Source organism: Mesorhizobium sp. CA6 (assembly GCF_020165035.1).
In the GTDB taxonomy this organism is placed as follows: domain Bacteria; phylum Pseudomonadota; class Alphaproteobacteria; order Rhizobiales; family Rhizobiaceae; genus Mesorhizobium.
In genome coordinates, this window is record NZ_JAIUHI010000001.1 from 385446 (window position 1) to 398100 (window position 12655).

Below are 12655 nucleotides of genomic sequence, written 5' to 3' on the forward strand. Positions count from 1 at the left end.
GAGCAAATTCTAGAGCATGATCCCGAAAGGTGGAACCGGTTCGGAGAAGATCATGCTCCAATAAAAAGTTAGATCAGATCAGGATGGCGATTCAACCAAACGTCATCCTGATGTTGGAAGCCTGCAACGCTTTTTGCATCCGGAATGCTTGAAACGAACGCGTAGAGCGACGAAGCGCGGAGCCTACATCGGAAACAGGCTGGGCAGCGGCATGTGCGCCTTGACGATCGGCGACTTCAGCACCACGAAACTGAAATACTTGTCGATGCCGATGTCCATGTCGGTCAGCCGTTCCATGATCGTCTGATACTCGCTGATGCCGGCGGTCATGAATTTCATCAGATAGTCGTAGCCGCCTGAGACAAGGTGGCATTCTATGACCTGGTCGATCTTCTCCACCACGGCGAGAAAGCGGGCGAAGTCGACCTGGCGGTGGTTCTTCAATGTGATCTCAGTGAACACCGTCAGCGTCTGGCCGAGCTTGCCGATATTGACCTGTGCGGAATAGCCCTCGATGTAGCCTTCCGACTGGAGCTTTTTCACCCGCATCAGGCATGGGCTCGGCGACAGATGCACCAGCTCGGCCAGTTCGACATTGGTGATGCGGCCGTTCTTCTGCAGTTCGTGCAGGATCTTGATGTCGATCCGATCCAGCTTCATGGCCGTCTCCACGGAACGCATGCCACAGCACAAAATGCCGTGCTGCCAATACCCAGCGACACTAGCACAGCCCAACGGCCTGTCCATCGGATCGGACACCGCTTTGAAGCGCATCGGCTTCCGAATTCAACCGGATTGCCGGAATAAAATTCTGCCTCGCTCTCAACTGCAGCAGCGCCTGCCTGCGCAGCGCGGTAGATTGAAGCCCCATGGCGGAGATAATCATGCGCGCACCGCTGCAGCAAATTCAGACTTCGCGCGAACTGCCGCAATCCGCGGACGCGGTGGTCATCGGCGGCGGCATCGTCGGCGTCTTTGCGGCCTATTACCTGGCGCGGCGCGGCATGAAGGTCGTGCTCGTCGAAAAGGGGCGCATCGGCGCCGAGCAGTCCTGCCGCAACTGGGGCTGGTGCCGCCAGCAGAACCGTGACGCCCGTGAACTGCCGATGGCGACACGCAGCCTCGATCTGTGGGAGCGTTTCGTGGCGGACAGCGGGGAGGACACCGGCTTTCGCCGCTGCGGCCTGCTCTACCTCAGCAATGACGAGGCGGAACTGGCCAGGTGGGCGCGCTGGCGCGACTTCGCCAGAACGGCCGGCGTCACCACGCTTATGCTCGACGGCGCCGAGGCCAGTGAGCGGGGCCGCGCAACAGGCCGACCATGGAAGGGCGGCGTCTTCTCGCCGAGCGACGGCACCGCTGATCCATCGCGAGCCGCGCCAGCGGTCGCCCGCGCCATCCTGAAGCTGGGCGGCACGGTGCTGCAAAATTGCGCCGCGCGCGGTATCGAAACCGAGGGTGGACGCCTGAGCGCCGTTGTCACGGAAAACGGAACGATCCGGACCAAGGTGGCGGTCCTGGCTGGCGGCGCCTGGGCGTCCTCCTTTTGCCGGCAATTCGGCTTCCGCTTTCCGCAGGCGTCGATCCGCTCTTCGATCCTCTCCGTCTCGCCCGGCGCCGAAGGCCTGCCGGACGCGCTGCACACGGCAAAGATTTCCGTCACGCATCGTGGCAATGGCGGCTACACACTCGCAATCAGCGGACGCGGCCGCGTCGACGTGACGCCGCAGCAGCTGCGCTTCTCGTCGCACTTCGTGCCGATGTTCCTGAAGCGGTGGCGCAGCCTTGCGCCCGGCGACCTGCAGGGTGTTCGTTCTGGGCACGAAACGCTCAAGCTTTGGCGGCTCGACCAACCGACGCCGATGGAGCGCATGCGCATTCTCGATCCGGTCCCGGACCGGGCGACCATCCGCCTGACCCACGCCCGCGCGCTCGAGCTGTTGCCGGCGCTGCGCCAGACAAGGATCAGCGCGGCCTGGGCCGGCTATATCGACAGCACGCCGGACGGCGTGCCCGCGATCGGCGAGATTGATGCCGTTCCAGGTTTCTTCCTGGCTGCCGGATTTTCGGGACACGGCTTCGGCATAGGATCCGGCGCCGGACACCTGGTGGCCGATCTCGTCACCGGCTCGGAGCCGATTGTCGACCCGAAATCCTACGATCCGCGGCGCTTCGATGCTTCGTCCTGGGGTAAGGTCGCCGATTTCTAAGGCTCGCCACGACTTTCGCACTCGCATCAGCCCTCCTGGAGAAAAGCGCCGACAGGCGCGGGCCGCACAGGCGCCTGTCCGCGAAACCGGCCGACGGCGCCGGGGTTGCAACCAGCCTTCGCCGCGACGAGTTCGACGGCGGCCAATTGGCAGTAGCGCCCTTGGCAGCGCCCCATGCCGACGCGCGAAAGCGATTTCACCCTGTTGGCGTCGCCGCCGCCACGCTCCACGCTCTCACGTATGCTTCCTGCGGTCACGTTCTCGCAGCGGCAGACGATCGCATCGCCGGGGAGTGCCCGGGCCATCGCCTCCGGCCACGGAAAGGCGATGGCCAGGCCGCGTGCAAAGCGCTTGAGCCGCTTAAGCTTGAGCAGCTCGGCGCCGACGGAAGGCATCGGATGTCCCAGATCGGCAAGGCAGGCTGCCGCCGCGAGGCGCCCCGCGATCTCGGCCCCATCAGCCCCGAGCAGGCGAACCCCGTCGCCTGCAAGATAAACGCCGTTGCCGGCCCGCCCCACCTGGTCGGCCTTCGGCAGCCATTGCCGCCACTGTTCGTCATAGGCGAAGGTGCATCCCGCCAGATCGGCGAGATGCGTCTCGGCCCGTAAGTGCCAGCCCATGCCCACCATGTCGCATGACGTGAGGTGCTGCCTTTCGCCAGCGTCGCGCCAGCGCACCACCACCACCCCCGACCCGTTGGCCTCGATCCGTTCGAGCGTCACGCCCGCATGGTAGCGGCCACCAAGCCGCGCCCGCATAACCAAACCGCGCAACGCGACGGCTGGCCGAGCGGCAAGATCCCACAGGCCTCGCAGTTGCTGGCGCCAGGGGGAGGTGTCGAGCACCGCCACCACATCCGCGCCAGCCTTGACGAGTTGGGCCCCAACCAGGGTCAGCAAAGGCCCGGATCCCATAAGGACGATCCGTCGCCCGAGCGCCACGCCCTGCGCCTTGAGCGCGATCTGCGCAGCACCCAGGCTGTAGACGCCAGCGTTCTGCCAGCCCGGAACGGGAGCGATACGGTCGGACGCGCCGGTGGCCAGGATCAGGCGGTCATAGCCGATCATCTGCACGCCGTGCTCTGCCAATACGTGCAGCATCCCCTGATGCGCGGCGATGACCGAACTGCTTGCGCGATGGGTGAGCCGCCGCTCTTCGACCAGCCGGTCGAAAAGCGAATGCAGGGCGCGGGCCTTGGCCGCCTCCGATCCATAGAGCTGCTGCGGCGTGCGGGTAAACCCGGCTGGCGGGCGGCGATAGATCTGGCCGCCTGCGCGCTGCCCCTCGTCGATCACAATCGGATGGAAGCCAGCATCGACTAGCGTCGCCGCAGCCCTGATACCGGCAGGGCCGGCACCCACGATCACGATGCGCGGCGAGGCAACATCGCTCACGGCCACTTCTCCGACGGCGTCGTGCGCAGTCGCATACCCTCGGCTATCAGGGTTGTGCACGCGCGCAGGCGCGGTCCCTCCTCTTGCCAGACCCAGCAATCCTGGCAGGCACCCATAAGGCAGAAGCCTGCGCGTGGCTCCGATCCGAACTCGGAATTCCGCAAGGCGTGTCCTGACGCCAGCATGGCGGTCAGCACGGTGTCGCCCGCGAGCGCGCCGCGCCTCTCATTGTCGAGAAGGAAATGCACCTCTGCCCGGTCCCGCTCCGCCAGCCGGACGATGCGGCCGCCCGTGATCATTCCGCAGCCTCCCGTATCGGACGAGGACGCGGCAGTTCGGGGAACCGCTCGCAGACCGCATCGAAGGCCGCCTGAACGCCTTCCGGCCCGGAGCGTCCCTTCATGCGGCGGAAGATCTCGGTCTTGGCGAAGAATCGCCAGTGGATCGGCAAGGCGTCCAGGAAGGCCTGGAGGCGGTCATAGGCCGCCGGTGTCCACTGCGCTTCGTAGCCGTCGCGCTCGGGGCCGAAATGGAAATGGCCGACAGGGGGCTTGCGCCGCGCGCGCTGCTGCTCCGTCGCCTCCTCGTCGACCTCGCCAGCGCGCAGGACGACACCGTAGTCGCGCTCGGCCGCCGCCGCCGATACATAGCCGCGCCGCACGTCCTGCGCGACCTTCCACGGCTCGCGCTGATAGGGATCGCCGCGCCCACCGCCCCCGGCCGAGCGGATTTCCAGCACGTCACCGGGCTGCAATACCGCCGTGTCGATGTTGCCCAGCCGCCGCTCGTGCTCGGTCCCTGGATTGACGACCATGTCCGAGAGACCGGCCGCCTTGCCGCCCAGCACGCCCCAGGGTCGGAAGAAGCTGCGGTCGCGGTTGCGCGCAGTGATCCTGGAATCGGGGGCGAAGACACGGAAGGCCATTTCTGTTGCCAGCCCGCCGCGCCAGCGCCCGGCGCCGCCGCTGTCCTTGGCGAGGCCATATCTGACGAATTCGACCGGCGTCTCGGTCTCGGTGATCTCGATCGGCGTGTTCTTGAGATAGGCGGCATCCGCCCCCGAGCCGTTCGTGCCGTCGCGATGCGGCATCGCCCCGCCGCCGCCCACCACCGGGTTCACCGCCGCGATGACGGTCCGGCTGGTGCGCTCATCGACGGTCATGACGTTGACGATGCAATTGTTGCCGGCCGGCGCCGCGGGCAGGCGCTCCGGCACCGCCTGCGAGAAGGCGCCGAAAATGACAGAGCGCAGCCGGGCGCAGGTGAGCGAGCGCATGCCGACGGCCGCGGGATGGACCGGGTTCAGCACCGAACCCTGCGGCGTGATGCAGGTGAAGGGCCGCGTGAGACCCGTGTTGAGCAGGAGCTTCGGGTTGAGCGTATAGAGCACGTAATAGACGCCCACCAGCAGCATGGTGTGACGCGGGTCGCCGCCCGAGGGTACGTTGAGAGATGAGCCGAGCTGCGGGTCGGAGCCGGTGAAGTCGAGCACCGCCTCGTCGCCCTTGATCGTCAGCCTCAGCTTCAGCCGGCAGGGATTGGCTTCGACCGAATCCTCGTCGGCATAGTCGGCGAATTCCCATGTGCCGTCGGGCATGGCGCGCAGCACGTCCCGCGCCTGCGCCTCCGCCTGGTCGAGAAGCGCGGAAACGCCTTCGACGAAGCCGGCCTTGCCGAACTTCCGCACCATCGCCTGGATCTTGCGCTCGCCGGTGTTGAGCGCGCCGACCAGTGCCTTGATGTCGCCGATGTTGAGGTCGGGCTTGCGCACATTGGTGCTCATGATCCGCAGGATGGTCTCGTCGAAGACGCCCTCCCGCACCAGCTTCATCGGCGGGAAGCGGATGCCTTCCTGATGGATTTCGGTCAGCGCCCGGCTGAGCGAGGCCGGCACCGCCCCGCCCATGTCGGTGTTGTGGATGTGCCCGCCGGTCCAGGCGACGATCTCGCCGTCGACGAAGACCGGCTTCCACAGATGCGTGTCGGGCGCATGCGTGGCGACGTGGCCGGAATAGGGATCGTTGGTGAACGCAACATCGCCCGGCCGGTAATCGCCGACCATCGCAATGGCGCGGTGATAAGAAAGCCCCGGATACCAGGTCGCGCCGAGTTCCATCGGCACAGCGAAGGTCGCACCCGACCGGTTCATCAGCATCACGGTGAAATCCTGCGTCTCCTTGACGAAGGCGGAGTGCGCGGTGCGGTGCAGCGTGTGGGCCATATTCTCGGCCGCCGCGCGGGCATGGTTCGCCAGAACCTGCAGGTTTGTCCGGTCAAACATGGCGTCACTCCGGGAAGGTCAGCAGAAGATTTAGATGGCGGTCGACCCGTGCCTGCGCTCCCGCGGGGATCGCAAATGTGGTGTCTTCCTGAACGACCACGGCAGGCCCATGGAACGTGCTGCCAGGCATGAGGGTCTGGCGGTCGTGAAGGTCGACGGTCTCGACGCCGAGGCCCGTATAGACCGGGAGCCGGCGCGCCGGATTGGCTGGGGCGTCGACCTCATCGGTTTGCGGGAAGGAAAGCTTCGGCCCTGCGCCTATGGCGGACAGCCGGATGTTCACCAGCTCAATATCGCCGTCCGGATCGTGAAAATCGTAGAGCTGCTGATGGGTGAGGTGAAAAGCCCGTACGATGGCGGCCATATCGCCATCCGCCAGCCATTGCGGCGAAAGGACGACTTCGATCTCATAGCTCTGCCCGACATAGCGCATGTCGCAGAAGAGGTTGAGTTCCGCGGCCGCGTCATGCCCCTGCTCTGCGAGCCAATGACGCCCCTCACCCGCAAGCGCTTCGAAGGCCTCGCGGATGGCGGGAAGCGACGCTGCGGACAGCGGGCTGAAGATCGTGCGGATAAAATCGCCGCGCAGATCCGCCACCAACCCGCCGAGTGCCGAGACCACGCCGGGGCGGCGCGGCGCCATCACCCGTTTCATGCCGAGTTCGCGGGCGAGGAAGGCGCCGAGCATCGGGCCGCCGCCGCCGAATGGCATCAGCGTGAAATCGCGCAGGTCGACACCAGCGCGCGAGGCGAGTTTCTCGACCTCGACGAACATTTCCGACACCGCGATATCGAGGATTGCCTGCGCGGTCTGCTCGATCGTGCGGGCGAGCCGGGCGGCAAGCTCGCCGACCGCGCGATGCGCCAATCCAGTATCGATCCGGAGCTGGCCATAGGCCATCTCGCTGTGGCCGAGCCATCCGCACACCACCATGGCGTCAGTCACCGTCGCCCGTTCGCCGCCGCGGCCGTAGCATGCCGGTCCCGGTGCCGAGCCAGCCGATTCCGGCCCGACTCGCAGCACGCCTTGCGCATCGACGCTGGCGATCGAGCCGCCGCCGACGCCGATCGAGCTCACCGACACGGATGGAATGTGGAGCGGGAATTCGCCGATTAGCTCGCCGGTGCCGAACTGCGCCTCGCCGTCTATGATCAGCGCGAAGTCGGCCGACGTCCCACCGATGTCGAGGGTAAGGATCTTGTCTTCGCCGGCTTGACGCGCCAGCCACGAGGCGCCGATGACGCCGGAAGCCGTTCCCGACAAAAGCATGTTCACGCATGCGCGCTTGCCTTCGGCGGCGTTCATCAGCCCACCATTCGATTTCGTCAGCATCGGGCGCGCCGGCACACCGCAGCTCCTCAGCCGCTCTTCCAGCGCTGTCAGATAGCCCGAGACGCGCGGATGGACATAGCCATTGAGAATGGCAGTCGAGCTGCGTTCATACTCGCGGATGACCGGCCACACTTCGGCAGAGGTGAAGACGAAGACGTCCGGTGCCAGGCGGGCGATCGCGGCCTTGACCGAGGCTTCCTGCGCGGCGTTGCGCCAGGCATGGAGGAAGGACACGATAATCCCTTGCGCTCCGCCTGCTTTCGCAGCCGCAACCGCCCGTTCGACGACGGCGATGTCGGGTGCCTGAGTTTCACTGCCATCGGCACGCATGCGGGCCGGAATGCCGAACACCATGTCGCGCGAGATCAGCGGGTCCGGCCGCGCGCAGAACAGCGAATACATGTCCGGCATTCGCAGCCGCGCGAGCTCGATCACGTCCTCGAAGCCGGCATTGGTGAACAGCGCGAGCGGGGCGCCCTTGCGCTGGATGATGGTATTGATGCCGACGGTCGTGCCGTGCACGAAGCGCGTCATATGGATGGGATCGAAGCCTTCACGTTCCGCCAGGAGGGCGAGCCCCGCCATCAGCTCGGCGCCCGGATGGTCCGGCGTCGTCAGCACCTTCAGCGAGGCGACCCGGCCGGAACGGGTCTCCAGCGCGCAGAAGTCAATGAACGTTCCGCCGATATCGACGCCGACCTTCCAGTCGGCTTCGTTCTGCGCCTCGTCCGCCACGATGGCACCGTCCATGATGCGTCCCTTCCTGTCTGCCGACCAAAACTCGCACGAGCGGACGATCAACGTCCAAGATGGATGAGGGGGAAGGATATAAGTCCTGCTTATGCCTTGGCGCGATGCTCACCGAGAACGGCGGAACAGGCCGTACGGATTTCGTCGCGCATCATCTCGTCGGCGCGCGACAGGGCCCGGGCACGCGACGTGAGCAGCGCGATCGGAAATTCCGGTCCGGCCGCCAATGGCCTGACAGCAAGGCCGGCGAACTGGTGCCAGGGCAGCAGCGCGTCGACCAGGCCGATACCCAGGCCGGCCTGGACGAAACCGATCGCGGAAATAGAGACGTCGATCTCTAGCGATGGTGAAAGCGCCACGCCTTGCGCGCGGGCAGCGTGGGCCAGTTCGTCAGCGGGGCGGGTATTGCCGCGATAGGATATCAGCTCCTCCCCGGCCAGGTCGGCGAGCGTCAGCTCCGTTTTCTTCTGCAGTGAATGCCCGGCAGGCAGCAGGCAGGCGAAGCCGACGCTGCCGATCATCTCCGCCTCGATATCGGGAGGCAGCCGGTCGTCCATGGCTACGCCGAGGCTGGCATCGCCGGCGCGCAGCATGTCGACGATCGCGGCGATCGGGGCGCTATGGGAACGCAGCAAAATGTCCGGATGCTGCGTCCGGAATGCGGTGAAGGCGCGCGGCAATATCGCCATGGCCGGCGGTGGCGAAGCCGCGACCCGCACCAGCCCGGTCCGCCCGAGACGCAGGTCGGTAGTCTTGCGGCGCAAACCGTCCAGTCCCGCCGACAGCCGCTCGGCATCGGCGAAGATCTCGAGCGCCTCAGGCGTCGGCCGCAGCCGGCCTTTGACCCGTTCGAACAGGGTGAAGCCAAGCTCGTCCTCGGTATGAAGCAGTATCTGGCTGAGCGCGGGCTGCGAGATGTTCAGCATCCGCGCCGCGGCGGTCACGGTGCTTGCGCGCATGACGGCGATGAACACTTCGAGCTGCCGGGCCCGCAAATCCCAACTCCATAGGTCGAGCTTATGACTTCCGTCCAAACCCATCTTTGACGCAATGCCGCGGCGCCGACAAGATGGATGCATCCAAGGATCAGCTGCTCTTCGCTAAGGAATGACTATGGATGTGATCGTGCTGGGCGGCGGCCTGATAGGGACGGCTTCGGCCTATTTCCTCGCCCGGCGAGGCGCGCGCGTGACGCTGATCGAGCGCAACCGGATCGGCAGCGGGGCGACCATCGCTTCGTTCGGCAACATCCGGCGCACCGGCCGCCATTTGTCCCAGCTGCCGCTTGCCAATCGTTCGCTCACGCTCTGGGGCGAGGCCGAAAAAATGCTTGGCCGCGACGTGGAATTCCGGGCCACCGGTCACATCCGACTGATCTTCGATGAGGGAAGTCTTGCCGACATGCGGGCCTACGCTCAGGCGGCACGACCGTGGGGGCTCGAGCTGGAGGAACTGACCCCGCGCGAAATCCGCTCCCGGTTTCGCGGCCTCGGTCCTGAGGCGATCGCGGCGTCGTTCTCGCCGCATGACGGCAGCGGCAATCCGCGGCTGATCGCGCCGGCCTTTGCCGAAGCCGCCCGTAAGCTCGGCGCGGAAATCGTCCAGGACGCCGAAGTCGAGACGACGAAGCGCACTGGCTCCGGCTTCCTTGTCAACACTTCGAAAGGTGCGTTCGCCGCGGAGTGCCTGCTCAACGCCGCCGGCGCCTGGGGCGCGCGCGTCGCCGCGCAGTTCGGCGAACAGGTGCCGCTGGACGCGCGTGGCCCGCAGATGGGCGTGACCGAGCCGTTGTCGCACCGAATCCTGCCGGTGGTCGGCATCTGGACGCGCGACAAGGATCATGGCGCCTATCTGCGTCAGGTCGAACGCGGCAACATCGTCTTCGGCGGCGCGGCCGAGCGGGTGGCGGTGGACCTCGATCCCGGTTACGCAACCGCCGATCCCATGCGCCTTCCGGTGCAATTGCACGCAGTCGCGCGGCTGTTGCCGGCGATCGCGCGGGTCGCGGTCATTCGCACATGGTCGGGCTGCGAGGGCTATGTGCGCGACATGCTGCCGGTCATGGGACGCTCAATGACGACGCCGGGCTTGTTCCATGCCTTCGGTTTCTGCGGGCATGGCTTCCAGCTCGGCCCGGGCGTGGGCGACGCCATGGCCGAGCTTATGATGACCGGCCGCTGCGAAACGCCGCTCGACGATTTCAGGATCGACCGCTTCGCCCGCGCAGCCTGACGAAGCGAATCGATTGCGATTGGCGTCCCCAGGCCACTAGCAATGACCGTTTTTGGGAAACGCCAGAGCCTACGCGGCGGCCGATATCAGCGCAAAGCTGCCATTCAGAGAAGATAATAAGGTCGTCGAGTGGCTGGATCAGCTTCTTGAATCGACTTTGGCGAACTGCTTCGCAACCCATTGGCGAATAACGATCTTGTTAGTCGCTGAGGGACGGCCTTTACCAATGAAGATCAATAGCTTGCGGGGTGGTTCGCCAATTCATGTCCTTCGTATGATTTTGTGTGGTCCGGCGAACCTCATTTTAGGCACTTGGATTAAGACGTCGGCCGCATCACGAGGCAGAGCATATAGCATCGCAAGTAGGTTGGTTGCGGGGACCCGCAACCCCTTTTGTCATAACACCGTCAGACTCTTGGTTTTGGTCAGGTTTGGCGAGTTCGAGGATGCCGAACAGCTCGCCACGTAGCTCGGCATGCACCTCGCCGCGCTTGTCGCCGGGCGTGAGCACGATCTCTCCGATCAACGACCGCAACGCCTCGGCGGCAGGACGTCCGTCCTCGTGGTCAGCGAGCGCTTGCGTGAGTTGCTCGACCCGCCTGCTGTAAAGAGTGGCGATGTTGGGATGCAGGTCGGGAACGTCAGTTGGCGCCACTGCCAGACGCGCAGTGATCTCCGCCTTCTGCCGCTCCAGGTCTTCCATTCTCGCTTTCATCGAAGGTTGGTAAAGGCCATCCTCGATCGCGGCCATAATGCCGGCGATGGCGCGCTCGATCTTGTCGAGGGCCTTGCGGTCCTGCTCGCCTTGCGCGCGACGCTCCTGGTTGAGGCGGTTGGTCTCCTGGGCAAAGGCTCTGATCGCCTCGGCCACGGCATCGGCCGAGACCAGCCTTTCCTTCAGGCCGGCGAGGACGCGCTGCTCGATCTTCTCGCGGGTGATAGTGCGGCCGTTGTCGCAGATGCCGCGGCGCTGGTGGTTCAGGCAGGCATAACGCTCGCGCGTAAACAGGCCATAGCGCCCGCCACAGCAGCCGCAGGTGAGCAGGCCAGAGAGGAGGGAGACCGGCCGCTTCATGGTGTGCAGCTTCCTCGCTCGGGCCTTGCGCGTAGCGATCGCCACCGCCTCGAACTGGCTGGCGATGGATTTCTGTCTCTCCTTCACGGCCTGCCACAATTCGTTCTCGACGATCCTGAGATGCGGCACCTCGGTGCGGATCAATTTGGCTGGCGGATTAGCCCGGGACACGCGTTTGCCGGTGGCCGGATCCTTGACGTAACGCAGGCGGTTCCAAACCAGCACGCCGGTATAGAGCTCATTGTTGATGACGCCGGTTCCCCGGATGACATGCCCGCGCACGCTGGTATCGCCCCAGTGTCGACCGAGCGGACCAGGAACGCCCTCCTTGTTGAGGTCGACGGCGATCGCCTTCGGGCTCTTGCCGGCAGCAAATTCGCGGAAGATGCGGCGCACGATGGTCGCTTCCTCCTCCACGATCTCGCGGTCGCCGCGAACAGGCTCGCCTTCGGCGTCGAGGTTCTTCACCACCCGGTAGCCGTAGCACAGGCCGCCTCCGGCCTTGCCTTTCTCCACCCTACCCCGCAGGCCGCGATGGGTCTTGAGGGCAAGGTCCTTGAGGAAGAGGGCATTCATCGTGCCCTTGAGGCCGACATGCAGCTCGCTGATCTCACCTTCCGCCAAGGTGACGATGGCAACGCCAGCGAATTTAAGATGCTTGAAGAGGGTGGCGACGTCTGCCTGGTCGCGGCTGATGCGATCGAGCGCCTCGGCCATCACCACCTCGAAGCGGCCGCGCTGCGCATCGCGGATCAAATGCTGGATGCCCGGCCGCAGCACTGTGCTGGCGCCGGAGATCGCCGCATCCTGATAGGTTCCCGGCACGCTCCAGCCCTCACGCACCGCCTGCTCGCGACATAGCCGGAACTGATCCTCGATCGAGGCGTCCCGCTGGCTGTCGGAAGAATAGCGGGCGTAGATTGCGGCACGGGTCATGGCGGCAGATCCTCCTTCTTGTTCCGAGAGGGTTTGCCCTCTGGCCCCCTCCCCTCTCCCTCTCGGGGGTCCGGCCGATTGTCGTTGGCCGCCAACCCCGCCTCGAATGCCTCCCGCGCCAGCCGCCGGCCGATCAACTGGGCGATATCCAGCACCACCCGATCCAGCTTGGCTGCCACGTTTTCAGGGCGACCCTCGGGGCTGACGAGGTCGCCGTTGTCGTTCGCCGGAACCAACGCCTGCGGCTCAGTCCTGGTTTCCTTTGCCATCGCGGTCGCTCTCCCCATGGTGGATCGACCTGCCATCAGAGTCCTTCGGACTGCGAAGAAAAGCATGAAGTTCATGTCGTAGGGCCACAGCGTGCAATGACTTGCGCCGTGCGGTTTCGTCTCAATTGTCGAGATCGGGCTGCAGGCGACAAGTGGGAATATCCCGATGCTGCTA

The 12655-nt window shown here is 65.3% G+C and carries 10 protein-coding genes; 2 read left to right on the forward strand and 8 right to left on the reverse strand.

Features of this window, described 5'->3' with window-relative positions; genetic code table 11:
- Positions 1-183 precede the first annotated feature (183 nt).
- Complete coding sequence (locus LB526_RS01755) at positions 184-660, reverse strand: Lrp/AsnC family transcriptional regulator (protein WP_140541160.1); 477 nt, start codon at positions 658-660, stop codon at positions 184-186.
- 224 nt (positions 661-884) lie between these two features.
- Here LB526_RS01755 and LB526_RS01760 point away from each other — a divergent pair, with 224 nt between their 5' ends.
- Positions 885-2210, forward strand: coding sequence for an NAD(P)/FAD-dependent oxidoreductase (locus LB526_RS01760; protein ID WP_224625829.1), 1326 nt, complete (start codon positions 885-887; stop codon positions 2208-2210).
- Positions 2211-2236: 26 nt separating this feature from the next.
- On the opposite strand, the gene LB526_RS01765 is transcribed toward LB526_RS01760, so the two are convergent.
- From LB526_RS01765 to LB526_RS01785, 5 genes are all read right to left on the reverse strand, one after another.
- Positions 2237-3604, reverse strand: coding sequence for an NAD(P)/FAD-dependent oxidoreductase (locus LB526_RS01765; protein ID WP_224625831.1), 1368 nt, complete (start codon positions 3602-3604; stop codon positions 2237-2239).
- The gene (locus LB526_RS01770) at positions 3601-3903 is read right to left on the reverse strand and encodes a (2Fe-2S)-binding protein (protein WP_224532832.1); all 303 of its coding nucleotides are present in this window, start codon (positions 3901-3903) and stop codon (positions 3601-3603) included. The genes LB526_RS01765 and LB526_RS01770 overlap by 4 nt, the downstream gene beginning before the upstream one ends.
- Entirely contained in the window at positions 3900-5885 is a 1986-nt protein-coding gene (locus LB526_RS01775; RefSeq protein ID WP_224551618.1) for a hydantoinase B/oxoprolinase family protein, read from the reverse strand. Before LB526_RS01775 ends, LB526_RS01770 begins: the two co-directional genes overlap by 4 nt.
- A gap of 4 nt (positions 5886-5889) precedes the next feature.
- Entirely contained in the window at positions 5890-7968 is a 2079-nt protein-coding gene (locus LB526_RS01780) for a hydantoinase/oxoprolinase family protein (RefSeq protein WP_224625833.1), read from the reverse strand.
- An 89-nt stretch (positions 7969-8057) separates the two neighbouring features.
- A complete protein-coding gene (locus tag LB526_RS01785; RefSeq protein WP_224551614.1) occupies positions 8058-8963 on the reverse strand; it encodes a LysR family transcriptional regulator in 906 nt (301 codons plus the stop codon).
- Between the two features lie 118 nt (positions 8964-9081).
- Between LB526_RS01785 and LB526_RS01790 the strand changes: the two genes are divergently transcribed.
- Positions 9082-10200: an NAD(P)/FAD-dependent oxidoreductase gene (locus tag LB526_RS01790; RefSeq protein WP_224625836.1), complete on the forward strand. Its 1119-nt coding sequence runs from the start codon at positions 9082-9084 to the stop codon at positions 10198-10200.
- Between the two features lie 334 nt (positions 10201-10534).
- Here LB526_RS01790 and LB526_RS01795 read toward each other — a convergent pair whose 3' ends face one another.
- A complete protein-coding gene (locus LB526_RS01795; RefSeq protein WP_224625837.1) occupies positions 10535-12211 on the reverse strand; it encodes a recombinase family protein in 1677 nt (558 codons plus the stop codon).
- Complete coding sequence (locus tag LB526_RS01800; RefSeq protein ID WP_224625840.1) at positions 12208-12480, reverse strand: hypothetical protein; 273 nt, start codon at positions 12478-12480, stop codon at positions 12208-12210. The genes LB526_RS01795 and LB526_RS01800 overlap by 4 nt, the downstream gene beginning before the upstream one ends.
- Between the last annotated feature and the right edge of the window lie 175 nt (positions 12481-12655).